We start from the raw sequence: 26,799 nt of genomic DNA, 5'->3' as shown, positions 1-26,799 counted from the left end.
TATTAACTTTACTGTCGCACCCATCTAGGATAAAATTGAGCAATCATTCAAGTTTTATAGCCGTGCCCATTTTTATATGAGGTCACGGCTTTTTAAATGGGGCACATTATGTCACGCACCGCACTTTACAACCGTCATGACGCCTTGGAGCGTGCGCTACAGCTTTTTTGGCAAAAGGGCTTTCATGCCACATCTCTAAAAGATATCGAGCAAGCGCTCGATATGCGCCCAGGCAGTATCTATGCCGCTTTCGGTAACAAAGAAGGCTTGTTTCAAGAAGCGCTAGAATACTATGCGCGTCTAGGATTGACTGAGCTTGAGCGAGTGTTGAGCCATCATGAAACGCCTTTATTAGGCCTTGCCGCTTATATACGTCAGCTTGGCGGGATTCGTGATAAAGCGTTACCGAGCCGAGCCTGTATGTTGGTCAAAAGCTTACTAGAGCTGGGTGCGCGTGAGCAAACAGCGTTAACCAAGGTGGAAATGCTGCTGGCAGGTATGGAGGCGCGATTTATAGAATGCTTTAAGGAGGCGCAGAGTGTCGGTGAGATGGATAGTGAGCTTGATCCGGTTAGACTTGGACGCCGTCTACAGGCAGAAGTCATGGGATTGCGTGCCTTTGCACAGCGTGACATAGAGAGCTCGACGGTACACGCCCTTGCTGAAGATATGGCCTTATCTATAGAAGCACTGCGACTCGATGATTCGGTAAATGCTTAGCGGTATTATGGCTGGGTTTCAATATGGTATATATCTTTAGACGCTTACTTGGTAGATTCGAGCTGCTTGAGGGTATGATACCCACCATGTATACGAGTAAAAATAGTAACAGCGCAGGCAGTAGCAAAGATACCAGCAAGTAGCACAAAATGCTGAGGCCAAATGCAAAGAGCAATAAAAAGAGCAATAGTTTCGGTACCTTCAGTAAGACCATTAAGATAATAAAAGCTCTTATATTTAAACTGCGGCTTGTCTAATTGAAACTTTTCTGCAGAAATCGCAAAAGCCAAAAAGCTCGAACCTGTCCCGATAAATGCCGCTAATAACAACGCGCCTGCAATGGCATTTTGGGCAGGATTGGCCAAAATAAACCCAAGTGGCACAGCGGCATAAAACAAAAAATCGAGGGTTATATCTAAGTAGCCGCCAGCGCTAGAGCTTTGCTTTGCGTAGCGTGCCATTGTGCCATCCAGCCCATCAAAGATACGATTCAATATTATCGCTGCCAGCGCGCCATACCATAGCTCAAACGCGAGTAGTGGTAGTGCCAACATACCAACCAAGAATCCAGCTACCGTAAGCTGATCAGCCGTAATACCGAGCTTATGCAATGTCGCTACTATTGGGGTTAGCAGTGGCTTGATGACGGGCGTGATAAACTTGTCTAACATGAGAGCTGCCTTTTATATTTTGCTTATTTTGGTACTTTGATTGGGTATTTAGCGTTGATATTTGACTCTGATATCCAAAGCTATTGTCCTAGGGACGTGTCATCATTTAGATTGTGGAGCTTAAAATGAGAAAAATTGCAGTCAAACAAGGAAGAATTCGCCGTAAATATGGATATATTGACAAGATTTCTGACGATGTTTTACAAAATTTAGCCATTTTAAGGCCACTAAATGTATCAATGTGCTAATTGATGATACGGCCTAGATAAATAACTTTACCATTGGCTGCTTCAGCGTCGCTTTGGTCGTGCGTGACCATAATAGCAGGCAACTTATGAGTACGAATCTGATCGAATACCAATTGCCGCGTATCCATTCTCAATTGAGTATCAAGTTTGCTAAACGGCTCATCAAGTAGTATCGCTTTGGGTTCACTCAGCAGCGTGCGTAGTAGGGCAACACGTGCTTGTTGACCACCTGATAGGTTATCAGGATGACGATCTCCCATCCCTTCTAAGCCCACTTGGGCTAAAGATTGCGCTATTTTTTCAACACGCTGTTTTTTGTTTCCTTTTGGCATGGCAAAAGCAATGTTGCCTGCGACAGATAGGTGCGAAAACAGCAGTGCGTCTTGATACAGCACACCAATACGGCGCAAATGCGCAGGCAGGTGAGTCACATTTTTATCGTTCAACCAGACAGTACCCGTCGCGGTAAAATCACTCGCCAAAGTGCCTGTTAGCCAGTTTAGTAGACTGGACTTGCCACTACCAGAAGGGCCCATCACGGTTAGGATGTCGCCACCAGCGATGTGCTCATTGATACTCAATAACTGCTCGTTTTGACGAAACAGTTGTAAGTCTTTTATCTGTAGAGATGATGGCATCAGGATCCCTTTATTTGTGTTTTTTAAGACTGATTATTTTAATATTTGATAACGTTTGCTTTTGTTTATGACCAGCCTACTACCGAGCGCCACTTCTAAAAAAATGTTTGGGTAGCATCCAAGCCAATATAAAACCGATGAGCGGTAGCGCCATTTGCATGATGGCATAGACGGCACTAGTGCGCCTACTGGCTCCATTTGCCAGTGTCACCGCTTCAGTCGTGATAGTGGCAATACGTCCACCACCTGCCAATAGAGTTGGCAAATACTGACCAAAGCTAATCGCTAGACCAAGAGCAATGGCAATCAAAATAGGAGCAAATAGCTGCGGCAGCTTTATCTGAAAGAATACCTTAATAGGTGCAGCGCCAAGGCTAGCGGCCACATGAGCAAAACGAGGATCTAGGCGTCGATAACTACTGGCCAGTGATAAAAACACGTACGGTAGCACGAATAAAAGATGGGCAAACGCCACATTAAAAAATTCTGATTGATGATTGGCCAACTGCTGTAACCATACTAAGCCGAATAGAAACGCAATACTTGGCACCAGTAGCGGTAAGTAAATAATAAAACTGGTGAAGTGTGACAATGGCCTAGCACTCAGTTGCTCAGCTTCCAAGCATAGCAACGTCAGAAAAACAGCAAAGGCAGTACTAACGGCACCAATGCTAAGTGTATTGACCAATGGTGTGCTCATTTGAGTAAAGGCACTTTGAAAGTGTAATAGCACGAATTGCTCTGGTAGCATCGCTGGAAACCGCCAAAATCCTGCAAATGCCCATAAAACAAGGCCAGCAAGTGACAGTAGCATAAAACCAATCACGCCTACGGTAAGCATAGCGGTGACTTTTTGCCAAATAGCATCTGCATAACGACGTTTGCCATTAACTGATGAAACATTAAATATTGCCTTGACAATTTTTTCGCCGCCCAGCCAAAAGGCGACTAAACCTGCTGTCAGTACGAGTTGTAATAATGCGCCTGCTGATGCTTTGATACGCAATGTCAGGTCAACATCGTTGAACCATTGTATGATAGAGACAGCAAGCGTTGGCGGTGTGTTAGGGCCTAGTATCAACGGCATCTCAACGCTCGCACTGGCATAGGCCAACACGGCCAAAATCGGTAAACGCAGAAAAGGATATAACAGGGGCAAGACCGCCTTAAAAAAAGCAGTAATTGGGTAATAACCAAGATTGAGTGCAACGGTATACTGTTGACGCAATTTTTTGCCAAGCTCAGGCTGAGCAAGCGCGCCTAAAGCCATTAATAGCAAAAACGGCAGCTCCTTTAAGGTTAAACCCAAGATGATGCTGATACCGTATGGATCATGCGGAAACATACCATCGGGTGCCATCTCCCAACCAGTTAGCCACGGAGAGATGAGCCGTGCAAACATACTTGACGGCGCAATCAAAAACCCAACGGCAATGGCTGCGGCTGCATGAGGAATGACCAAGATAGGGCTTAATAAATGCTCAATACGCTGCAACCAAACACTGTTAAAAAACGCAGCCAATATCATCAGGGCAATGACAAAAGCAAGTAGGGTGCTGATCAGTCCCGTAGCAAGACTTAATGCAGCCATCTGCGTGATACCAGGCGTTTGCCATAGAACTATAAACCCTTGCAGGTTTAAGGTTGTTTTTTCTAGGGCAGGAACCCAGCTCAGGGCAGGCAACAGTACACAGATGAGGCCACAGAGTACCGGTAGTATTAATATGAGAATTAAAAGTTTGGGACTAAAAGACACGATACGCGTAAACAGATCTTTTTTCTCAAGCGTAATAGGTCTAGGACTATCACCTTTTTTCGTTATTTTATCAAAACCGTGGCTCATGGACTCACCCCATAATGTGCTTGCCAGCCTTGCTGGATGGCCTCTACCCAGCTTGGATGTGGCTCGCTTACCGTGCGTTTGACACTGTCAAAGGGCAGGGCGCTTGGATGAGGCTGCTTGGTTTTGAATAATGCTTGTTGTGCAGGGCTAAGCGTAGATTGAACCAGTACGCTTTTGTCACCCCATACCGAGGGGGTTTGTTTTTTTGCTTGGGCTTCTGGACTCATCAAAAAGTTGGCTACTAATTGTGCCGCCTGAGGATGGCTAGCGTTATAAGGGATAGCAACAAAATGAGTATTGCTTAAGCTGCCGTCACTCATCGCATAACTGCGAATGCTCTGGGGTAAGTCATAGCGCTGCACGGCTGCAGGAACTTCTGGTGCCGAAAAGGTAAAGGCGAGACTCAGCTCAGTATCATCGACCAAGCGCCGCATCTGCGCACCTGTCTGCACGAACTGCTCGCCATTACGCCATAAGGTTGGATGAAAGTCATCCAAAAATGCCCATAGCGGATCTAATACGAGCTCGGTGTTTTCTTTGGTGGCAGGCAAGTTAAGCTGTGCGCTAATGTCTTTACCCGTTTGAGCGTCTTGTTGCTCATGCAGCATGACTAAGACGTATTTTAAGAAACTCATACCCAAAAAATCAGGTGGTTTTGGGTAGCTAAAGCGGCCAGGGTTTTGTGCTGTCCAAGTGGTCAGTTCAGTTAGCGTTGTTGGCGGTTTACTGGTCGACAAGCTGTCATAATAAAACGTCAGAGAGGCTTGTCCCCAGGGTGCTTCCATACCGTTGGTCGGCACACCAAAATCGAAATTTACGGTTGGATTATTCTCTGGGTCAGTCAACGCAAAATTGGGCAGTTTGTTTGCCCATTGCTTGAGTAGTAATGAGTTCTCACTCATGGTGGCAAAGTTAGCACCATTAATCCAGACCAAATCAACACTGCCTTGATCGTCATTGTGAGCGGACTTTTCTGCGAGTACCCGACTGACTGCTTCACTGGTGTCGCTCAATTTGACATGGACTAAGTTGATATTATATTTATCATCGACTTGATCGCTGACCCACTGTAGATAGGCGTTAATTTGTGGATCACCGCCCCATGCATAAAAGTAAACGTCTTGGTTGCTGCCTTGGGCTTCTATCTGCTGCCAAGGTGATAAGTCTTGGTTAATATTGGCAGTAGTTGGCGATGCTGTGCTTGCTGATATACCAATACAAATGCTCATCACCATAGCGTAGGTGCTATATCGCGTAAGACGTTTGAGCATCGGTAAAGTGGTAATAACGCGCATTCAAGTTTCCGTTATGATTTAAATGTTAGTAAAGCTGGTAAAGATTTCATAGCCTGCCATGTCAAACCAAACAAATACCACAAAATCTAAACCAGCTTTGTTCGGCTTTTTTAGAGCTTTCCTACCAGTCGCATCATTTAACGATGCCTACCAGCAAACTGCCATTAACTAACCGCGACGCCAAGTATGGTATTTCTCCAACCAATTCAATACGGTCTCAGGGGCGTGAGCACGTTTCCACTCACCAGCGGCGTATTTGTTGCCTTCAGCCCAAGTAGGGTAGCTATGAATGGTGCCCAATATTTTATTGAGACCCAGACCGTGTTTCATTGCTAATACAAACTCAGCGATTAGGTCGCCTGCATGTTCAGACACTACCGTAACACCCAATATTTTGTCCTTACCTTTTGGCGTAATGACTTTGATAAAGCCTTTAGCTGCGCTATCTGTAATGGCACGATCCAGCTCTTCAAACTCAAAACGAGTAATCTCGTAATCGATGCCTTTATCAATGGCTTCTTGCTCGTTAATACCGATACGAGCGACTTCTGGGTCGATAAACGTCACCCAAGGAATGACACGATAATCTACTTTAAACTTCTTCAGGTTGCCAAATAAACCATTCACTGCGGCGTACCAACCCTGATGGGCAGCGACATGAGTAAACTGGTATGGACCAACGATATCGCCTGCAGCAAAAATATTGGGATATAACGTCTCTAAATATTCGTTGGTTACGATCGTACGATTGGTTTCGATACCCAGCGCCTCTAAACCATAACCTTCAAGGCGTGCGCTACGACCAACGGCACAAAGAAGCTCATCATACTCGATATCGATTTCTGTTTCATTGTGTTTGACGATAATGTATTTTTTACCATCACGCATCTCGCAGCGCATTGCTTGATGTGAGGTCAAGATATTGACACCGCTATCAGTGAGCGACTGGTGAGCAAAGGTAGACACTTCGAGGTCTTCTTTACCCATAATGCGATCGCTCATCTCAATTTGCGTCACATTAGAACCCAGTCGAGCAAAGCTTTGCGCAAGCTCGCTACCGATTGGTCCACCGCCCAGTACTACTAGCTTTTTCGGGGCTTCTTCTAGCTCAGCAAACTTCGTCCATAGCGTGTCACTGGTTACGTAGCCTGTTTCTTCTATACCTGGCAGAGATGGTACAAATGGACGAGCGCCCGTGGCAATGACGATGGTGTGCGCTGTTAGGGTCTGCATGCCGCCGTCATTTAGCTGAATTTCTACTGTCCACGGGTCAACTAATTTGGCATAGCCTTTGACCACATCGACGCCCAGATTGGTATAACGTTCAACGCTGTCGTGCGGTGCGATATCAGCCACTACTTGCTGTACGCGTGCCATGACTTTTTTGAACGAAAACTGCGGTACGGTGTTCTCTAGACCGTAGTTCTCCCCATGACGAATTTGGTCAGCGATTTTTGCGCTCTTAATGATGGCTTTACTTGGTACGCAGCCATAATTTAGACAATCGCCGCCCATTTCACCTGCTTCAATTAGTGTGACTTTTGCTTTGACTGCGGCGGCAATGTAGCTTGTGACCAATCCGCCTGCGCCTGCGCCAATCACAATCATATTGCGATCGAACTTTTTAGGTTTGGTGTGGTTTTTATAAACACGGCGTTTTTTAAACATGTTCAACACTCCTTTTGCTATTAATGGGAAGAAACCTAATAACGCAAACGAGACAATTAAGTTGAAAGATAAAATACCCGATAAGCTGTCTATCTGTGCCAGCTGTGTCCCTGCATTGACGAAGACAAACGTTCCAGCCAGCATACCGATTTGACTGACCCAGTAGTAAGTCCATGTTTTAATAGACGTCACACCCATCAATAGGTTAATCAAAAAGAATGGAAATATGGGTACCAGACGTAAGGTAAATAAATAAAATCCACCTTCTTTTTCGACGCCTGCATCAATAGCTGCCAACCGCTCAGGAAAGCGTTGTTTGATAGTGTCACGCAGTAGATATCGCGATGCCAAGAAGGCAATGGTAGCACCAATACTCGATGCAAATGAGGCAACGAGTAAGCCCTGAACCAATCCAAATAGTGCACCCGCGGCTAGCGTCAAAATCGCAGCGCCTGGTAAGGAGAGGGCAGTGACGACGACATATAGTAAGAAAAACCCACCGATAATCAACAGCGGTGACTGCGCTTTGTATTCATTAAATTGCGCCATCGACCCTTTTAAGCCATCAAGCGTCAATAATTGATTTAGGTCAAAATGAAAAAAGCTTGCCGCTAATATCAATATTAATAGTATTAAAAATATTCTTTTAATCATGAAAAATCCGGCCAAATAAGGGAGCGAAGGCTAAAATCGTAGTTATTGCTTAAACTGTAGAATACTCATCCCTGAGCAATCCTGTTTAAGTAATGGTGGCGATCAAATCGAATTGTCTGAATCGCTTAACTACGATAAAAAAATGCAGTCGGCAGTCTTGATAGTATATACATTATGTCTTGCTGTCTGATGTTTATACTACTGTAGCAATAAGCACTGCCGCTGGCATTTATACTGGAGACGTATTTTTACCCAATGTTAGGGTGTCATAGTCTCTCATTAAAAACAGCGCTAAACAGGCTGCCAGCATTGGCCATGCAGCAAAAAATAACAAGTTATCAAAAGGCGTTAAATAAAGACCAAAGGATGCAAACGTAGAGGCGGCGTGTAGTAATAAAATGATGCCATATGTCCATTTTTTGAATAAACCCATGACAAACGAGAAGATCAGTATGATTTGTAAGCTACCAATAACGTATACGATACTGGTGCCTAAGCCTTCTAATGCATAAAATTTAGAAAATACATTGGCGGTGTGGTCAGGATTGACAAATTTGTCGAGCGTCCAAAAGAAGAACACAATGAAAACACCAAGGCGAAGGAATAATAGTGAGAGTGGTAAATGTTTTGGCATAAATAATCTCTTGTTGAGAAAAACTGAAAGTGAATTGAAACAAGCTAAGCAAATAAAACGGGCACGATGGCACCGAACTATCAGGTAACAAACACAGGTAAAATATGAACAATGTTGAGTGATTACTCAAAAATAAACAAAGTATTACCACAAAATGTACTAAAAACGCATTGTAGTGGTTATTGAATAACTGTTCAAGTTGATTATATCCATGTTCTGGCAATTAGAGCGCTAGGTTACTTTCTTTAACCAAACCAGCAATGTTAGGTTAAAGAAGCCCGATTTGTGTACGTTTGATTGAATCTATCGACACATTTAACGTTTATTTTGCGCTATAAAAATTTGCCTAACTTGTATAAATGTAAAAAGCCCTTTATAGAACATAAATTCTATAAAGGGCTTTTGAGGGTATGCTTATAACACTATAGTAAAGGCAACAGCAGTAGAATAATTCCTTACCACATCAAGTCATCTGGAATCACATAAGCGGCATATGGATCGTCTTCTGCCAATGCTTCCTCAGCAGTATCATTTGACACAACCATAAAGCCTTCCATTTTTGAATCAATACGATCAGCTAATGGACGAGGCAATAGTGCGTAGCCTTCTTCCAAGCGTGCGATGACTACGTGACCGGCCACGATTTGATCGTAGAGTTTCTGAGTGATAGCGATTTTCTTTACCTTGGACTCATCGACAAACTGATAGCTGACCTCACCTTCTGTCTCAGTAATTTGATGCTGCTTAATCATTTGCACGATGTTGGCTTTTAACGCTTTCTCTTCCAAGACGCGCTGCTTTTCTTGATTAAGCTTTTGATCCTTTTCTAGCTTTTGGGCTTGCGCCTCTGCCAACGCTTTTTTTGCTTCGACGCTTTCTGAGTCACCAGTACGCTTGGCATGTTGCGTTTGCTTGCTGATCTTCTTGGCCTTTTTGCTATCAACCAATCCAGCCTTTAATAATTGAGCCTGTAGGGCATTTTTTGCCATAATCCAATCACCTAAATAACGATACCGAAATCATAAATGCTAAAAAATACATTGTAGCAAACTTTGCTAGCGCATGTGGTCAGACGATGATAAGACTTTATATATAGCTAGGTATCAGTCTGCGGTGAGCCATGCATGATGCTGTCAGTAACAAATTACAATTATTGCAAAAGGGTTGCACACATCGCTGGATGAAGCCGTGTAAATTGGTTATTATCAAATGAAGAGGTAAATTTACTTAATAAGATAATTTTTGAAAGCTAACTCTTATAGGGTAAATGAAACATACCCCAGTCAGAGTATATAAGCCAAAGAGCATAGCTTGGTCAGAACCAACAAGCTGTATAGGATTAAATAATTAAATTTAAGGACAGATTATGACAACATCACAGCACATTTTGGCCTGTATTGACGGCTCGGCAGTGACTGAATCGGTTTGTGACTATGCAGCGTGGTATGCCAGTAAACTAAACGTACCTGTTGGATTATTGCATGTCAGTGACATACCAGCATCGACCAGACGAGATTTATCAGGTGCTATAGGCATAAATAGTCGTCAGTTTTTGTTAGAAGAGTTGTCCCAGTTGGATGAGCAAAGAGCAAAAGTCGTCAACAGCTATAGTAATGCGTTGGTACAAGATGCAAAAAGCCACATTCAAAGCAGTTTCGCTGATGTCAATGTTCGCGTTTATCAACGCCACGGTAAGTTGCTTCCTAGTATTGAGCATTTTAAAGAAGAAAATCGTGCGATTGTGATGGGACGACGCGGAGAAGATCATAAGAACAGTCGGATCAATATTGGTAGTCAGATTGAGACGGTCGCTCGTGGCTCAGATATTCCTATATTGATTTGCTCGGAGAAATTTGAAGAGCCAAACTCTTATATGATTGCCTTTGATGGTAGTAAAACCTCTATTAAAGCAGCACGAATGGTGTCAAAAAGTCCACTATTAAAAGGTTTAAAAGGTCACATCGTGATGGTAGGCAATCATAACGATGCCGCCAAGCAAAGTATGAGCGCCGCCGCTGCACAGTTAGAAGATGCTGGGTTTGTCGTTGAAGCACATCATTTATCTGCTTCTGATGCGGTAGATGGGTTGTTAAAGTTTCAGGTAGAGAACAATGTCGACATTATGGTGGTGGGTGCGTACGGACATTCGAAATGGCAGCAATTGTTTCTCGGTAGTACAACGACAGAAATTATCGCTAGCACGTTATCGCCGGTCATTCTAGTGCGGTAATAACGTCATATATTTGTGTTTATCGTCTAGGGCGTGTCCTCAGTTTTATATTGTGGGTACGCCCTAATCATTTAATACCTTTGGAATATTTTATGCTTATCAATGCGGATTTTTCACAACGCGCTTCACTGACTCCTGAAGCACATCAATGGATTAAGTCACCACAAAACGGTGTAGAGCGTGTGATGCTTGATCGTGTGGGCGCGGAGAAGGCTCGTGCTACCAGTCTTGTACGTTACGCGCCAAACTCTTACTTTCCGCACCATCTGCATCCAGGCGGCGAAGAGATTTTAGTACTATCAGGCACTTTTTCTGCAGATGACACTCATTATCCAGCAGGTTGGTATCTACGTAATCCACCGTCTTCAGGTCATCGGCCTTATAGTGACGAAGGTGCTGTTATTTTCGTCAAGTTACGGCAAATGTCGTCTGACGAAACGCAGCACGTGGCTATCGACACTTATAATGATGCTAATTGGCAGCAACAAGGCAACCGTACTGTCTGCCCGCTTTTTTCCGATGGGGTAGAACACGTTAGTCTACAGCGTATCGATGCAGGCGAGTTGCTATTCACTAAGGCAGTCCATGACGGTGCAGAAATATTAGTTGTAGCAGGCGAGCTAATAGAGGGTGGACAGGTATATCAGCAAAATAGTTGGATACGCCTACCGATAGATACAAATGTACAAATAAAAGCAGGGATGGAGGGCGCAACAATATATCTAAAAACTGGCCATCTTAACCATGTCATCGGTTTAGACATTGAAGAGGCTTGAATGACTTCGTTATTAATAGCTAGTTATTAAAACATACATCATCAAAAACTTTGGCACGTCAACTTTTCAGTCATGAGGTGCCAAATTATCTGTATTAGAACTTACTACACTATGAGAAACTCTTATCTATATATGAGTATCTTTAGGTAAAAGTATCAAAGATCACTTGTTTTGATAGCATCTTTGTTCTCAAAGTCAGCCAACATTTCTGTGATAAGCTGATCCTTTTGATGCCATATTTGCTCTACCCAATCAAACATCTGTGCTTTTATCGCTTCATCTGTTTCATAGCCGCCGTTTTTGATCGCCGTAAACAGATCTTCGGGTATCTCAATATGTCGCACATCGACGCCTAGACGTTTGATGTTACCTTTCCATAGATCACTATAAGTAGGCACACCGTCAGGGTAGACAATCGTCATGTCCAAAATCCCATCGATCTCTTCCCCTAAGGCACTCATAGCCAGTGATAACCCGCCAGCGCGTGGCTTAAGTAAATGTGTATATGGGGATTCTTGCTTATCATGTTTGCTAGGAGTGAAGCGAGTCCCTTCTAGATAGTTCAATAGCGTAAAGGGCTTGTCCTTGAGCAATGCACATGCTCGTTTCGCTTCTTCGATATCCTTACCCTTTAGAGCAGGGTTTTTAGCGATGGCTTCTTTAGAATGACGACGCATCATAGGAAAGTCGAGAAAGTAGAAAGCTTGACCAATGACAGGGATGTATATGAGCTCAAACTTGGTAAAAAAACGCGTTAATGGCAAACGTTTTTCGCTGATATATTGCACGATACTGGTATCAACCCATGACTGATGATTGCTCACCAGTAGATACTTACCGTTGGTATGCACATCATCAGGTAAGTTAATGCGCCAGTCTTTGCGCGGTAATACGTTATCGATCAATGCATTGTTACTATTGATCCAATAGTTCGTCACATCGATAACGGCTTTGTCAGCGATGGCAGCACCGGTGATAGCCTTGGTAGCACCCATTACCCATACAGGTAGCCCAGCTAACATACTATTAAAAGTAATAACGCTGGTTGCCGTCGTCAGTGAGGCAGCTTTGCCCAGTTTTGGAGCGCGTTCATGTAGTTTTTGAACGATTGATTTCAATCGCATATCGAATCCTTTTACTCATGCCTATGATGAGATATTGATAATGTTGCTGCATGATTTTAGCAGAAATCAATCTCAGTGTACGAGTGTTAACAACAAATAATAAACAGCATTGGTGAATTAGAACGTACAATTATATCAAGATTTTGCCAAAGCGAAATACGAACCAGACCATAAACACAGTCTGTTTTATTTATAAAAACTAACCGATAAAAAATGAAATACAGATTAATTAAAAGGGTAAGTGTCTATGATGATATTTCGAGCTCAAATATAGCCCTTATATGCTGGCTAGTCTATGAGTTTCGTCTATAACCTCTTTTTATAGATTCACAGTGCTACTCACACATTAGTACTGAGCAAATACTAATGAAGTTAGATATGAAGCGACTGCGTTTGATAGCAATTAAGTTATCAATAAACAAAAAAAGGGTGTATCAAGAATTATCTCGATACGCCCTCTATAATTTAACCCGTTAGATATCGATCAGCTAAATAATCGAGTGAATCAACACTCTATATTTACTATATCAATTAGCCGTGCATACCACGGATAGGGTAGTTGTTTTCTGGGTTTCTAACAAAAGCCAAACCGTTTGCCAAGGCTTCAAGATCTGGTCTAGAGAACGGTGCGTTTGAGATATCAACGATATGTACTTTTCCTTCAGCATTGATAACGAACACAGCAGGCTCAGCGAAAGGATGATCAGTTTCTTTTTCTGAACGTGGGTCAGATATATATAGAGCTAGCGTGTTCATCTGCTCGATAGTCAGACCATAAGCCATAGGGAAACTGACATCTATCTGATCTAGATGGCCTTCTAACTGTTCTTTGCTGTTTGCAGATACTGCAATGATATCGACACCGACGTCATAGAAAGACTGTTTTACTGTCTCTAAGGTATTTAGATATTTTGTGCAGATTGGGCAATGCTTACCACGGTATACAACAACCAGTTTCCAGTCATGACCGTTTTCAGGTTTGCCTAATGAAGTCATTTCACCGTTTAATACTTGTACTTCCATTTCAGGAAACGTAGTACCGGCTTGAATTTTTTGAGCATAATCTGTTGACATAGTTCTTATCCTTTTTAATAGTATTTTTATGGTTGGTATTTAACAGCCTTACATTAGCAGTCTTAAGTGCAAAAGTATGGGATGTTTACAGTAGTCCCAAGTAGTAACAGGAAAAGTTAACATCACCTTTAAAATTGCTCAATAAGACTACTTAAGTAAGCTAGTAAGTCATAGACAAAGCGTCTATTTTTTCGCTTCTTCAGTTGTCTGAGCATCTAGTTTATCTTGAGTTTTTAGCTCGAAATCTGAGGCATCATGACGTTCGTGTAATTGCTCAGCAGGTTCACCCCAAGTACGGTTTACCTTACGACCACGTTGCACAGCAGGACGCTCTAAAATCTCAGTTGCCCAGCGGCGTACATTTGGATAGCTCTCAACTTGTAGGAATTCTCCCGCATTGTATGCTTCACCTAGTATTAGATTGCCATACCAAGGCCAAGTGGCGATATCTGCAATCGTATACTCATCGCCACCTAGATAGCGATTTTCTGCAAGCTCTCGTTCTAGTACATCTAATTGGCGTTTTACTTCCATCGTGAATCGATTGATAGGGTACTCAAATTTCTCTGGCGCATAAAAGTAGAAGTGTCCAAAACCGCCACCTAAGTAAGGGGCAGAGCCTTGTAACCAGAAGAGCCAATTCATCACTTCAGTACGTGCTGCTGCATCTTTAGGCAGTAGTTTTCCGAATTTTTCAGCAAGATAGAATAAAATAGCGCCACTCTCAAACACTCGGCTACCAGTCTCTGTATCCAAAAGTACAGGAATTTTTGAGTTTGGATTTAGCTTAACGAAACCTGATGAGAACTGTCCGCCTTCACCAATTTGAATCAGGTGCGCGTCGTACTCAGCTTCTGTTACACCTAACGCCAATAATTCTTCGACCATAATAGTGACTTTTTGACCATTAGGGGTGCCCATTGAGTAAATTTGCAAAGGGTGTTTGCCGCGAGGTAGTTCTGCTTCATGCGTTGGGCCAGCGATAGGGCGGTTGACACTTGCCCACTTGCCGCCGCTTTCTGCATCCCATGTCCAGACGCTGGGTGGCTCGTAATAATTAGAGTTTGACATAATGATGATACCTTTTTATATACTGTGCTCAGTAGGGTGTAGTTGGTAAATCAGGTCCAGTTTATTGTTTTTATTCTGGCATGTCTGCTAGTTGCTTTAAGATGTTTTTGTAGTTTTCTACACCTTGCGCGCCGCTCACCAGATGACGACCATTAAAGATAACGGATGGTACGCTTTGAACACCTTGCTGCTTTGAATGCTGTACGGCTTCACGTATCACATTGGCAAAGCGTTGATCTGCGATAACGGCGAGTGCTTTATTACGATCTAGTCCAATATCTGCTGCGACATCTGCCAGTACGGTACTGTCAGCCACGTTTTTATTATCAACAAAATGTGCAACGAATAATGCTTGTTTTAGGTCGTGCATACGTCCTTGCTGATCAGCCCAATGCAGCAACTGATGCGCATTAAAAGTATTGTAGGTACGGAAATCATCGGTAAACTGAAAGTTAAATCCAGTTTCTGCACCTGCTGCTGTCATTCTAGCTCGGCTCTCTTTAACGTCCTCAGCAGTCGTACCGTACTTCTCCATGATATGCTCACGATAGTTTCGTCCTTCGTGTGGCGTATTAGGATTTAATTCAAATGGGTGCCAGTGAATCTCGTGCGGCGTGTTGGTTTGTTTTAATGCCTCGGCCAATTGGCTATAACCGATAGCGCACCAAGGGCATACAACGTCTGACACAATGTCTATTTGTAAGGGTTTTTTTACCTGTTCCATAGGATCTCTCATTAGCGATAAATTAAAATGAAAAACTGCTGCCCGAAGATGTTTCGAACAACAGTATGAAAACATCAAATGGACTGTGTCAGCGTTAGCTGAAAAACGTATTAGTCAGCTTTGTGCCATTCAAATTTCTGGAATGGCTTGTCGACTGGTGTGTTAGCTAGGTGGTTCGTATAGTTACTCATGACTTTTTGAGCTGCACCAAGAATAACTTCAAGAATCTGACGCTTAGTGTAGCCAGCATCTAAAAATGCTTGAACCGCGCTGTCATCAACGTTACCACGACCACGTACGACAGAAAGTGTAAAGTCACGTAGCGCTTCTAGACGTGCAGTTGGTAGCGGCGTCTCATCACGTAATGCATCCGTGATAGCGTCATCTACTTTCATGCTCTTAGCTATACCAGTATGCGCAGGCACACAGTAATGGCAAGCATGTTCAACGTTGATAGTTTGCCATACCACAGTAGTCTCTTCATCATCAAAACTGCTGTCTAAAAACAGTTGATGTAGCTTTTGGTAGCCTTCTAGCAAGCCAGGCGCTTCAGCCATCACGGCATGTAGGTTAGGTACCATGCCAAATGCTTTGATAGAAGAATCAAGTAGGTCTTTGCTTTCTGCTGGGGCTGTGTCTTTATCGTGTAGAGTAAACTCGGTCATAATATAATTCCTAATAATAGGTTTGAGATTTAGTGTGTTTTAGAGTTTTCATGCCCGCTTCAAAGCAATCGCTGATTTACATTTAATTATTAGCTTGAGTAGTTACTCAAAATTAGCAACTTTGCTTAGTAAGCGAGTCAATAGAGACTGCTATAAATGATATTGAGCAATCGCTCAATAATTATTTGAGTAATCGTTCAATTAAATTGTAATGGCTCAATTACATTCCTCTGCTTAATTCATATTATTCTATTAATATCAGCATCTTAAGAAGGTAACACCGTGTAAGTAATAAGAGAAAATAACGGTAAACAAGTGATTGTTAGCGTTAATAACGTTATTTTCTCTAGTATTACGGGCAAAGCTTATTGAAAGGATTGAGTGAATCGAGATTAATTAACTTCAGTCATCTCATGTAGAACAAATGATTCAACCGCGCCGTCTGTTGCGGCAGAGAAGTCTTTTAAGTGTTGATTTTCCATATGGGTTTGCCATAGCTCGCGCGTAGCCCAGCTTTCATGAAACATAAAGTGAGAGGGTTTTTCATTATCTTGGAACAAATCATAACGAATACAGCCTTCTTCGCTGCGAGTAGCTGGTATGAGTCTTTCGAGTTCAGCTTTTACGAGATCGATGCTATCGTCCTTTGCTGTTATGTGAGCGATGACGGTTAATGTAGTCATTTCTAATCCTTTGAATTGGTGTGATGGTTAGGTGAGTTTTGAGGATGTCTGTTGGTAAAAGAGTCTATATGCGAACAGAGTTATATCGACACTGTGTTTATTATATCAATATATAACATTACTTGAACGACCGTTCATTTGTGGTTATAGTGTATATCAGACAATAAAAATGTGCTTCAAATTTCGACGTCTATTTTTGTTATCTCATTACAGCTTTTATAGTCATTAGTATAGTCACTAGATTTGATAGTCATCAAACGACTGTCTTCATATAATAGGATAAAGTTATGCTTAAATTTTATTTTCATCAAACGCCAAACCCAATGAAAGTAGCATTGTTTCTTGAAGAAACTGGGCTGCCTTATGAGCTTGTAGCAGTGGATACGCTAAAAGGCGAGCAGCATACGCCTGAGTACCGTGCTATCAACCCAAACGGCAAAACACCTGCGCTAGAAGATGATGGCAAACGCGTGTTTGATTCTACAGCTATCTTGATGTATCTTTCTGAAAAAACAGGCAAGCTGGCAGGACAGCCAGAAGATCGTAGCGAGATGCTGTCATGGCTAATGTTTGTAGCATCTGGATTGGGCCCTTTTTCTGGTCAGTCTGTTCACTTTAGGCATAAAGCGCCAGAGAAAATCCCATATGCCATTAACCGCTATCTTCGTGAAGCTGAGCGTCATTATAAAGTGCTAGATACGCATCTAGAAGGCCGTGAATATATGGTTGGTGATAGTTACTCAATCGCTGATATTTCTACTTGGGGCTGGATTGATAAGGCGACTGTCGTGCTAGGCGAAGGCGGTTTGGATAATTATCCGAATCTAAAGCGCTGGTTTGATAGTATCAATGCCCGCCCAGCGGTACAAAAAGCCCGTGACATTCCTAAAGGTATTGATTTTAAAACTGAGTTTGATGATGTTGCTGCACGCGCGCTTTATCCGCAAAACTTTGATAAAAACAGTTAATCGAAGCAAAGAGACTTAATAAGTTTTATAATATAAAAAGTGATTAAAACCAGTAACTAAGGTTGATTCTACAAACTTTGCCTTAAAATAGATTTTAAGGCAGAGATATTAAGGTGAAAATTATGAGTGCTCCGATAAAGTTCAATCGTGAGGATGTGATCGAAAAAGCAAAAAATCTCTATTGGGAAAAAGGCTATCACGCGACATCAATGCGCAATTTGCAAGATGTGGTGAATATGCACCCAGGTAGTATTTATGCAGCTTTTGGTAGTAAAGATAAGCTATTTACAGAGTCGCTGAATCGCTATGCTGCAGATGGTGCCAAGAGATTGGCCGACTGTATTGAGCAAAAAGACACAGTGCTGGATGGCTTAAAACATTTTATCCATACGGTGATTGTCTGTAATAGCTCTACTGCGCCTAGTGGTATGTGCATGATCGTCAAGACAGTCGCTGAGCTTACTCAAAACGATAGTCCAGATTTGCTCGCACATGCAACAAATATATTGGAAGGTATAGAGGCGTCGTTTGCCGTGCTCTTTGGACAAGCCATTGATAGCGGTGAGATTAGCGCAGAAAAAGACCCAGTTGAGCTGGCGCGTTATTTTCAAATTCAAATTATAGGTCTTAGAACTTATGCGCAGGTCACTAACGACAATGATGCAGTAGAGAAGTATATTGATGATATTTTTAAAAATATCGTGTAGTAAGGTTGTATAGAGAGTAGGTTTTTTAGTTATGACAGCTCGCGCCTTTTGTCGTTGACCAATCATTATAGTATTACTAAAAACCCTGATTGCTAGTACATTAGCAATCAGGGTTTTTATTATTTATTACTGTGCTTTCGGATTGTCATTGATGAACTTCAGTAGAAGCTCAGCCAACGTTTCGCCTTGGTCTTCTTGCAGGAAATGACCGCCATTAGTGATAGTCGTATGATTTTGACCTTTGCTACCCGGAATTAGCTTTTGCATGATGCGATCGCCGCCACCAGTTACGGGGTCGGAATCACTAAACAATGTGATAAATGGCTTGCTCCATTTGCTCAGCACGACCCAAGCTGCACGGTTGTTTTCTGAAGCAGGATCATCTGGTGTCGTGGGCACTAGGATAGGAAACTGTCTGGCGCCTTCTTTATAGGACTCATCAGGGAAGGGCGCATCATAAGCATCCAGTACGGCTTGAGATAATGTCGTTGTAGTACCGCTTTTAATGGTGCCTGCTACATTAAATTGCGGCGTCTCCTGAGAGAACTTCTGCCACTTGCGAAAACCTTCGCCCGGATCATGATCTCCAGTCGGTAGCATTGTGTTGCCTGCTGCAACGCGATCGAATTTATCAGGATGTGCTGCTACTAAGCGTAGGCCGATTAAACCGCCCCAATCTTGACAAAACAGGGTGATATTTTTTAAATCTAATTGATCAAGCACCGATTGCATCCAATCGACATGGCGCTGATAAGTGTAGTCAATACGCGATGCAGGTTTGTCTGAACGTCCAAACCCAGGAAGGTCTGGCGCAATAACGCGGTGTCCTGCTGCTGTTAGTATGGGAATGACTTTACGATACAGATAAGACCAAGAAGGCTCACCATGTAATAACAAGATGGGGTCGGCGTCGCTTGGACCTTCATCAAGGTAGTGTACTCGCAGCTCGCCACCTTCTGTATCATCGACCATCAAATAGTTCGGTTCAAAATCGTAATCTTGCAAGTTAGCAAAATACGAATCAGGTGTCCTAAGTTTTTTCATATATCATCCTTGGGTTAGAAAAATAACAGTGCATTCTGGCACAGGTGTTAGACAGTCTATTAGAAGTGAGTCTCTGGGTGCTACTCGACTATCACTGGTAATCCTAGCGATAAGGTTATCTAACTATAGGCTATATTGATTAAACGTTCAAAATGAAAACTATACCCTACAAACATTCGATGCTGCAAACATTAATAGTGGATTCGCCAGTAGCATCCACTATATATAGGATAGGTTTTGAGTTTCATTTTATAAGGCTAAACTAATCGTGACGCCAGTAGACCTTTACCACGACATCAGTACGACTTAGTCCAAGTCGGTCTTTCAGCAACGGACGCAATGCTTTGGCAGTATTTGCTTCTAGTGCTCCCCAAATTTTATCCATTTGTAAAGGGTTATTAATCAAGTAATCGCCGAATTTACTGTCGATTAGCGTGGCTAACTCTGCCCCTGAGTTAACCTGATTGGTTACTATAGGCAATACGGTAAAATGATCATCCTTGCGGCTTTCAGTATCGCAATCATTATTAGTGTCACTGTCAGTATTGCTGTTGTCATTACCAATGTTATCAATGCCACTGCGCATTTTTACAGTATCAAAATAGCTTTGATCGTCTGCATCTTGCGTCACACAAATGACCAATGGTGGCGTAGGGTTGTTCCATAGCTCCAGCAGTCGTGCTGCCGTTGGCATTGATGTCTCATCGACAATCAGTACCGCTTGACCGTTTCGTAAGTGCTCTACCTTTTCTGGAAACTCTCGCTTTGTAACGACGGTCTCGCCCGCTTGTAGTGCTGCTGCCCAGTTGCCACCTGGTGTATCTCCATGCAAAAAAACATCAACCCATGCTCGTATTCCATCATCAGCTTGCCATGCTTTTCTCAAAGTGTAATAACAGTGAGGACGAGCAGGGCGTACGTTCTCCTTATCGCTACCATTAGTTTTATAGTCACCAGCTTTATTGCCATCAGTGCTGTCAGTCATCAATGCATTGGTCATTGCATTGTGCTCTAAATCAAACAAGTATGCGTAACCTGCTTCATTGGTAGGTACTGACGTCGAGCTTGTGACGCCCTTAGTATTATTTAACTGAGCGGTATTATTTAATTGCGTATCACTATTTAATGACGGCATGCTCAATTCAAGGCGCAGCATATTTTTGCTGACTCTATAACTGTTTTGTACCTCAAATACTTGTTTGGTCAGTTTGATTGTTTTTTTGCCTAGCTTTTTATCTGCTCTTTGTTTTAGCAAGATATATTGGGCTTGCAAGTCATCAAGCTGGGAGATGGGGGCAGCAAAAGCGATAAAGAAGGTCTGGTCATGAAGCGAGTTATTTTGAGCATCAGTTGGTTGATTCTCTAGGCTTTTTGGACAAGTCTGTATAGCAATACCTTCAGCATAAATATCAGTTATCTGCGCATCGACCAGATCCAATTCGGCGGTAGATAATGAAGTGAATGCATTCAAGAATCCAAGCAGTTCGTCAAGGTGCTCTTCATTAATATGAGCGACCACACTTGCTATTTCAGGGTCGTTTAGAGAGGTGTATTGGCTGTTTTGGTTATCATTGTTTTCTGTAGAAGCTAAAAGAAGGTTGGTCATATAAATACTCGCAATCAACAGAGCGTTGAAATTAAAGTGAATGAGTTTATAGTTAATGATAATTGTTTTTGTTATCATTTACGAGTAAAATCAATTTTTATTGTGGTTTGATCATCAAAAATCGGTCTATAACCGATGGCCGATAAACCATAATTTTTATGACATATTATTTTTATCAACAATGAGTGCTTATATGCTACGTGCAAACCAGCTGACTATCAGCCGTCAAGGAAATACTCTATTAGACAACGTGACTTGTGAGATTGACACCAATCAGTTGGTGGCTCTGGTTGGGCATAATGGGTCTGGCAAGTCGACCTTGATCAAAGCGCTAGCAGGTGAGATGGCAAGTAGTAGCGGCAATGTCACTTTAGATGAGCACAGTATCAATGACTACGGCAGTAAGGAGTTAGCGCGGCAAATGGCATATCTGCCGCAGCAATTGCCAGAAGCTGCTGGATTTACTGTGCGCGAGCTGGTCATGCTAGGGCGCTATCCCCATCAAAAATGGCTGCAAAAGCCAACTCAAACAGATAAAGACAAAGTTGCGCAAGCATTAAAAGTGACTCAAACCGAAGCGTTTGCTGATCGAATTACTGCCACACTATCAGGTGGTGAGCGTGCTCGTGCGTGGCTCGCGATGTGTCTGGCACAGGATACCCGTTACTTATTGCTCGATGAGCCACTTGCTGCACTTGATATGCACTATCAAATCGAAGTCATTCAGCTTATTCGTCGTTTGGTGGATGAGCAAGGCTTAAGCGTGGTAATTATTATTCATGATATTAATTTGGCCGCGCAATATGCTGATCGAGTCATCGCGCTGAAAAATGGTCAAATATGTCATAACGGCGATATCGCCAGTACCATGCAACCTACCGTGCTACACGATATCTTTAATGTCGATATGCAGCTACTCAGTCATCCTATTACTGGACAGCCTGTCGCAGTCGCTTAACGTTTGGTTTCTGCTCCTTCTTTTTAATTCGCCTACAAAGATACGCTTCTATGCCTCCCGTCTTTTATACAGATAAATTATCGAAACGTCCAATAGTGACGTCAGTATCAGTAATGACAACACTGAAATGGTTCGCCCTCGCATGGTGCTTGGTATTGACCGCCTGTAATAGTCAAACATCCACTACCTCAGAAGTAGAAAACAGTCATAGCGATAGGATGAATATCGTGTCTCCCGACTGGGGTAATGCAGCGACTTTGACAGCGATGGGGCACGCACCAATTGCGACAGGTGATGTCAGGGTTTGGGACAGATGGGTGGGAAGCCCCAAACTACCAACATCGATAACAGACTTAGGCATCCGTTATCAGCCCAACGCTGAGCTAATCGCCCAACTGCCTGTCGATATGGTCATAGATAATTATTTTTATGAGCATGCACGCAATTTATACGGCGATGTTCCTGCGAAGTCTGTGATGTTTGCTGCCAAAGGAGAGACGGCAACGTGGGCTGACTATACGGAACCGACGCGAGAGCTTGGCGTACTAATCGATAACCCGAAGATGGCTGAAGACTATATTGTACAAAGCCAGAAAGACATACAGCTGGCCAGTCAGCAATTCCAGCAGCGTTATCCAAAAGCCAAGAAATTTGCAGTGGTACAGTTTGCGGATGCTAATAACATGCGTATGTATGTGGCAAATAGCTTATTTCAGCCTGCGCTAGAGCAGATGGATAGAGAGCTTGTGGTATTGGGCAAGGGCAATCAGTGGGGGTTTGTGCCAATACGAATGGGAGATTTGGCACAATTAGATGATGAGACCTGTCTATTAATTATCGACCCGCTGAGCCCAATCACTAGAGCTGAAATTGATGACAGCTTGATTTGGCAGCGCCTTGGTTATGGTAATACCCGCTGTGTGGGCGAGCTACCACCAGTATGGATTTATGGTGGGATGTCGTCATTGGTCAGCTTAGCAAATAACTTGTCAGAAGTTTCATTAAAAGGCGGGGAAGTACTATGAGCGCCAATGTAGATACTAACAACAAAAACAATAATATCAATAACCACGCCGACAGTTCTCATAACGACAGTGCTCATATGATGACATTAGCCTCTCAAGTAGCAACGGTTTCGGATTCATCTCTATCGTCATCCTCATCAACGTTATCATCGTCGCAATCGTCCAAACAGTCATCACCACTGAATCAGCCACCCAATCAACCCGATTCTCAAACTTCCTTGTTTACCAATTTGTCTTGGCGACTCTGGGCCATGCTCATCGGATTAGCGGCTTTGTCATTATGGAGTAGCTGGGCGTTGCTAGATCAGCAATGGACGCGCCCACTGAGCGACTTGCTTATACCTAGCTCGCAATTGGATATTGCCAGTATGGCGATACAGCTACATATAGTGGCAACCAGCGTAGTGGCGTTGTTGGCTGGCGGGCTATTAGGCGTGGTCAGTATTTTACTACAGCAATTGGTAAAAAACCCACTAGCATCAGATACAACGTTAGGGGTCGGCGTGGGTGCACAGTTGGCCATGCTTATTGTCACGTTATTTTTGCCTAGCTTGGCTATTTATGGTGGTATTTATGTGGCCTTTGTCGGGGCTATCATCAGTATGGGTCTGGTCTTTGCCTTATCAGCACCCAGTCGATTTAATCCATTGATTTTGATACTGGCCGGTTTGGTGGTCAATATTTTGCTGGCGGCCGTAGCCAATGTACTAGTGCTATTTTTTGCTGAGCGTAGCAATGGCATGCTGTCGTGGGCCGCTGGGTTTTTGGCACAAAATAGCTGGCATACCAGTATCGCGCTAGTCATCACTGCTATTTTGATGGCGGTCGTATGTCTGCCATTACTAAAACCATTAACGCTGATGAGTCTAGATGATACGCAGGCCAAACGTTTGGGCGTGCCTATTAATGGGATTCGCGCACTTATTGTATTGGTGGTCGCCGTTGTGACGGCTTTAGTGATTAGTGAAGTTGGCTTGATTGGTTTTATTGGTCTTGGTGCGGCAAGTTTAGTCAATGCGCTGGGCATCTCTGCTATTGGTAAGCGTTTAGCGACTGCCTTTGGGTTAGGGGCGCTGCTGTTATTATTGACTAGCAATGTCGCGTTATTGCTTGAGCCAATACTTGATATGCAGATTCCAGCTGGTGCCATGACAGGTATCTTGGGTGCACCGCTGATTATTTGGCTGATTTTGCGTCAGCGTCGCGAGCGGATAGAGACAGTGACTCCGATGCTTGCGGGTAAGCATACATCTATTGCCTTTTGGCGATGGGGCGTTAGTGTACTCGCTATCATTATGCTGGCTTGTCTTTTTGTACAAGACATCAATGGTTGGGGGCTCAGTACGGACTGGGCACTCACTCAGCAGTACCGCTTACCTCGCAGTTTGAGTGCTGCAGCGACAGGCTTGATGTTAGCAGTCGCCGGTGTGCTACTGCAAACCTTAACGCGTAACCCTATGGCTAGTCCTGAGGTATTGGGTGTCAGTTCAGGCGCGGCACTTGGGGTTATTTTAGGGTTTTTATTACTGCCAAGTTTAGGACTATCTGCGGGAGCAGGGACGTTACTGGTTTCAGGGTTGTCAGGGGCGATGGCCGTGCTGCTATTGATTATTTGGCTGGCACGCAGGGTCAGCTCAGGTTATTTATTGTTAGTAGGCATAGGTATTGCCGCCATGATGGATGGGGTGATGCATATGGTCAAGCTCTCAGGAGACCCGCGTCTAGAAGCGATGCTTAGCTGGTTATCAGGGACAACTTATAGCGCTCAGCCCAGTACAGTATGGTATCTCATTGGCATTGCCGCTATCTTATTTATACTCAGCCTACTGCTGATTAAGCCTTTGCGAGTTCTTGGACTAGGTACAGGTGTGGCGCGTAATTTAGGTGTGGCAGTTACGCCAGTGACTTTGTCATTATTGGCATTAGTAGCAGCACTTAGTACGGCCAGCACGCTTGCCGTTGGACCATTGAGCTTTATTGGTTTAATGGTGCCTCACTTAGCTACCTCACTGGGAGCTGTGAAGCTTGAACGACAATTGCCACTAGCTGCACTTTTAGGGGCAGGGGTGATGGTGATAGCAGATTGGATTGGCCGTTATGTTATTTTCCCTTATGAGCTGCCAGCGGGCACGATTGCAGCGATTATCGGTGGTGGCTACTTCTTATGGCTCATTCGTAAGGTACCAGCCTCAGTAAATAGATAGCTCATGTCTTCAAGCATTGAATAGCCGACAATTTTGACTTTATTCAGCAGAGGCCTATCGAACCTTATTTGATCAGCAGTTTGATACGAATAACGATGCCAAGTTTCAGCGAGATTGGATGACGTGCTCGGCAGGCTAGCAAAATAATAACTAGGAGCAAGTCATGCCGACCGTTACCCAATTTTATGGTGCCACTGCTTAATGAGCAACGCCTCTATAAATAAAGCCCCTATAAACAAGGTATCTACAAATGAGTCTCCTATAAACGAAGCCTCTCAAAGTAGTAGTAATAGCTTGACCGACAAACAAGTACAGCAGATATTACTGACATTACTACTCGGCGGTACGGTGGTCAGCTTTAGCAATAGTGCGCTTAATCCAGCGATTCCTGTCTTCATGTCGGTGTTTGATGTCGACATTGTGATGGGCGGCTGGGTGTTAAATGCTTATGTCTTGGCCATGAGTGTGGGGCTGATGCTTAGTGGCTACTTAAACAAAAAGTTTCTTTTTAAGCATGTTTATTTGGCGGCAATTTTTGGATTTATGCTGGGCTCAGTCATTGGTATGCTGGCGTCTAGTATGAGTTTTGTCATTATTGCTAGGGCTATACAAGGGCTGAGTGGCGGTCTGATAATTCCACTGTCTATTGGTATGCTGTACCAGATTTATCCGCAGACACAGCACGGCAGAGTAATGGCGTTATGGGGCATTGTCATTATGATGTCATTGGCGTTTGGCCCTTTGGTCGGTGCTTACTTGGTTGAGCAGTTTGCGTGGTGGACACTGTTTGCCATTACCTTGCCACTCAGTGTGGCAGTCATGGCGATGGTATAGCGATTAATACCTGACATACGCTCACATGATAAAAAAAGCCCTTTCGATACCATTGGGTTTGTCAGTTTGCTTATGATGCTGTGCCTCTTGTTATTGCCCGTGTTGATACAAGACGTGATGGGCGAGAGTGCTTTATGGACAGGTGTTGTCCTGATGGTCGCGACGTTCGTGGCTAGTATCACCACGCATTACGCTGGCAAGATGGTAGATAAGCAAGGTGCCCGAGGGATTGGCATCGTAGGAATTGCGATTAGTGCGCTGTCTACCTTGATGCTGGCATGGTGCTTGTATCAGCCCACACTTTGGCTATTAATGCTAATTATGAGTGTGCGAGGTATTGGGGTAGGTTTGGCTTACCTACCAACCACAACGGTAGGGTTTAGCAGCTTACCCAAACACGCGGTCACTGAGGGAGCCGCCCTTAATAACATCAGTCGCCGCATCATCTCTACTATATTTATCACGCTGTCCACCCTTTATATAGACAGTCGAAGTGCGCAGTTATTAGCAGCAGGTAGTAGTGACGGCATGGCAAGCGCGATCCAAGAAATACTGGTGGTCATCGCGGTGATTTTATTATTCACAATTCCTTCAGCGTGCAAACTACCACGATCCCCATAAACAAATACCCCGTATCGGGGTTTACTTTAACTTATCAAGACGGAAATATTATTGATTTTTGGCATCAGACATTAATCGCCGCAGAGCAGTGGGCATCATTAATCAATTGTCCTT

General features: G+C 43.4%; 23 protein-coding genes and 1 pseudogene. 9 read left to right on the top strand and 15 right to left on the bottom strand.

The window, feature by feature from the left end:
* Window positions 1–108: 108 nt before the first annotated feature.
* On the top strand, window positions 109–720 hold the full coding sequence (locus QL898_RS10265) for a TetR/AcrR family transcriptional regulator (RefSeq protein WP_160021269.1): 612 nt from the start codon (window positions 109–111) through the stop codon (window positions 718–720).
* A 44-nt stretch (window positions 721–764) separates the two neighbouring features.
* Here the strand turns inward: QL898_RS10265 and QL898_RS10260 are convergent, their stop codons facing one another.
* From QL898_RS10260 to QL898_RS10230, 7 genes are all read right to left on the bottom strand, one after another.
* Complete coding sequence (locus QL898_RS10260; protein ID WP_290176719.1) at window positions 765–1,391, bottom strand: CDP-alcohol phosphatidyltransferase family protein; 627 nt, start codon at window positions 1,389–1,391, stop codon at window positions 765–767.
* A gap of 244 nt (window positions 1,392–1,635) precedes the next feature.
* Complete coding sequence (locus QL898_RS10255) at window positions 1,636–2,277, bottom strand: ATP-binding cassette domain-containing protein (RefSeq protein ID WP_290176718.1); 642 nt, start codon at window positions 2,275–2,277, stop codon at window positions 1,636–1,638.
* Between the two features lie 79 nt (window positions 2,278–2,356).
* Window positions 2,357–4,120, bottom strand: coding sequence for an ABC transporter permease subunit (locus QL898_RS10250; RefSeq protein WP_160021266.1), 1,764 nt, complete (start codon window positions 4,118–4,120; stop codon window positions 2,357–2,359).
* A complete protein-coding gene (locus tag QL898_RS10245) occupies window positions 4,117–5,415 on the bottom strand; it encodes an ABC transporter substrate-binding protein (RefSeq protein WP_290176717.1) in 1,299 nt (432 codons plus the stop codon). The genes QL898_RS10250 and QL898_RS10245 overlap by 4 nt, the downstream gene beginning before the upstream one ends.
* Window positions 5,416–5,583: 168 nt before the next feature.
* The gene (locus tag QL898_RS10240; RefSeq protein WP_290176716.1) at window positions 5,584–7,632 is read right to left on the bottom strand and encodes a bifunctional TVP38/TMEM64 family protein/FAD-dependent oxidoreductase; all 2,049 of its coding nucleotides are present in this window, start codon (window positions 7,630–7,632) and stop codon (window positions 5,584–5,586) included.
* Window positions 7,633–7,966: 334 nt separating this feature from the next.
* Entirely contained in the window at window positions 7,967–8,371 is a 405-nt protein-coding gene (locus QL898_RS10235; RefSeq protein WP_290176715.1) for a hypothetical protein, read from the bottom strand.
* Between the two features lie 455 nt (window positions 8,372–8,826).
* On the bottom strand, window positions 8,827–9,360 hold the full coding sequence (locus QL898_RS10230) for a DUF2058 domain-containing protein (RefSeq protein WP_290176714.1): 534 nt from the start codon (window positions 9,358–9,360) through the stop codon (window positions 8,827–8,829).
* Window positions 9,361–9,737: 377 nt separating this feature from the next.
* On the opposite strand from QL898_RS10230, the gene QL898_RS10225 reads away from it, so the two are divergent.
* Both QL898_RS10225 and QL898_RS10220 read left to right on the top strand, forming a co-directional pair.
* Window positions 9,738–10,601: a universal stress protein gene (locus QL898_RS10225; RefSeq protein WP_290176713.1), complete on the top strand. Its 864-nt coding sequence runs from the start codon at window positions 9,738–9,740 to the stop codon at window positions 10,599–10,601.
* A 92-nt stretch (window positions 10,602–10,693) separates the two neighbouring features.
* Window positions 10,694–11,377 (top strand): cupin domain-containing protein, encoded by a 684-nt coding sequence (locus QL898_RS10220; RefSeq protein WP_290176712.1) that lies wholly within the window; start codon window positions 10,694–10,696, stop codon window positions 11,375–11,377.
* Between the two features lie 155 nt (window positions 11,378–11,532).
* Here the strand turns inward: QL898_RS10220 and QL898_RS10215 are convergent, their stop codons facing one another.
* The 6 genes from QL898_RS10215 to QL898_RS10190 all read right to left on the bottom strand — a co-directional run bounded on the left by QL898_RS10215 (window position 11,533) and on the right by QL898_RS10190 (window position 16,718).
* The gene (locus tag QL898_RS10215; RefSeq protein WP_290176711.1) at window positions 11,533–12,501 is read right to left on the bottom strand and encodes an acyltransferase; all 969 of its coding nucleotides are present in this window, start codon (window positions 12,499–12,501) and stop codon (window positions 11,533–11,535) included.
* A gap of 531 nt (window positions 12,502–13,032) precedes the next feature.
* Window positions 13,033–13,575 carry a redoxin domain-containing protein gene (locus tag QL898_RS10210; protein WP_290176710.1) on the bottom strand — a complete coding sequence of 181 codons (543 nt, stop codon included), beginning with the start codon at window positions 13,573–13,575 and terminating at the stop codon, window positions 13,033–13,035.
* A gap of 183 nt (window positions 13,576–13,758) precedes the next feature.
* Entirely contained in the window at window positions 13,759–14,646 is an 888-nt protein-coding gene (yghU, locus tag QL898_RS10205) for a glutathione-dependent disulfide-bond oxidoreductase (protein WP_290176709.1), read from the bottom strand.
* A 70-nt stretch (window positions 14,647–14,716) separates the two neighbouring features.
* Window positions 14,717–15,370: a DsbA family oxidoreductase gene (locus tag QL898_RS10200; RefSeq protein ID WP_290176708.1), complete on the bottom strand. Its 654-nt coding sequence runs from the start codon at window positions 15,368–15,370 to the stop codon at window positions 14,717–14,719.
* 110 nt (window positions 15,371–15,480) lie between these two features.
* Complete coding sequence (locus QL898_RS10195; RefSeq protein ID WP_201548648.1) at window positions 15,481–16,035, bottom strand: carboxymuconolactone decarboxylase family protein; 555 nt, start codon at window positions 16,033–16,035, stop codon at window positions 15,481–15,483.
* Between the two features lie 392 nt (window positions 16,036–16,427).
* Window positions 16,428–16,718, bottom strand: coding sequence for a putative quinol monooxygenase (locus QL898_RS10190; protein ID WP_290176707.1), 291 nt, complete (start codon window positions 16,716–16,718; stop codon window positions 16,428–16,430).
* Window positions 16,719–17,005: 287 nt separating this feature from the next.
* Here QL898_RS10190 and QL898_RS10185 point away from each other — a divergent pair, with 287 nt between their 5' ends.
* Complete coding sequence (locus QL898_RS10185) at window positions 17,006–17,686, top strand: glutathione S-transferase family protein (protein WP_290176706.1); 681 nt, start codon at window positions 17,006–17,008, stop codon at window positions 17,684–17,686.
* A gap of 122 nt (window positions 17,687–17,808) precedes the next feature.
* Window positions 17,809–18,393, top strand: a complete 585-nt coding sequence (locus tag QL898_RS10180; RefSeq protein WP_290176705.1) for a TetR/AcrR family transcriptional regulator — start codon at window positions 17,809–17,811, stop codon at window positions 18,391–18,393.
* Between the two features lie 126 nt (window positions 18,394–18,519).
* Here QL898_RS10180 and QL898_RS10175 read toward each other — a convergent pair whose 3' ends face one another.
* Together QL898_RS10175 and QL898_RS10170 are read right to left on the bottom strand one after the other, a co-directional pair.
* Entirely contained in the window at window positions 18,520–19,437 is a 918-nt protein-coding gene (locus tag QL898_RS10175; RefSeq protein WP_290176704.1) for a haloalkane dehalogenase, read from the bottom strand.
* A 262-nt stretch (window positions 19,438–19,699) separates the two neighbouring features.
* A complete protein-coding gene (locus tag QL898_RS10170) occupies window positions 19,700–21,043 on the bottom strand; it encodes an SIP domain-containing protein (RefSeq protein ID WP_290176703.1) in 1,344 nt (447 codons plus the stop codon).
* Window positions 21,044–21,236: 193 nt separating this feature from the next.
* Between QL898_RS10170 and QL898_RS10165 the strand changes: the two genes are divergently transcribed.
* The 4 genes and pseudogenes from QL898_RS10165 to QL898_RS13840 all read left to right on the top strand — a co-directional run bounded on the left by QL898_RS10165 (window position 21,237) and on the right by QL898_RS13840 (window position 26,685).
* A complete protein-coding gene (locus QL898_RS10165; protein ID WP_201579874.1) occupies window positions 21,237–22,001 on the top strand; it encodes an ABC transporter ATP-binding protein in 765 nt (254 codons plus the stop codon).
* A 50-nt stretch (window positions 22,002–22,051) separates the two neighbouring features.
* The gene (locus QL898_RS10160; RefSeq protein ID WP_290176702.1) at window positions 22,052–23,026 is read left to right on the top strand and encodes an ABC transporter substrate-binding protein; all 975 of its coding nucleotides are present in this window, start codon (window positions 22,052–22,054) and stop codon (window positions 23,024–23,026) included.
* The gene (fhuB, locus tag QL898_RS10155) at window positions 23,023–25,230 is read left to right on the top strand and encodes a Fe(3+)-hydroxamate ABC transporter permease FhuB (protein ID WP_290176701.1); all 2,208 of its coding nucleotides are present in this window, start codon (window positions 23,023–23,025) and stop codon (window positions 25,228–25,230) included. The genes QL898_RS10160 and fhuB overlap by 4 nt, the downstream gene beginning before the upstream one ends.
* Window positions 25,231–25,431: 201 nt before the next feature.
* Window positions 25,432–26,685 (top strand): annotated as a pseudogene (locus QL898_RS13840) (MFS transporter).
* The last annotated feature ends 114 nt before the right edge of the window (window positions 26,686–26,799 follow it).

Origin of the sequence: Psychrobacter sp. APC 3279, assembly GCF_030407795.1 — a bacterium.
In the GTDB taxonomy this organism is placed as follows: Bacteria; Pseudomonadota; Gammaproteobacteria; order Pseudomonadales; family Moraxellaceae; genus Psychrobacter.
The sequence above is the reverse complement of the archived record's forward strand: the minus strand, read 5'-3'. Positions and strand labels throughout refer to the sequence as shown.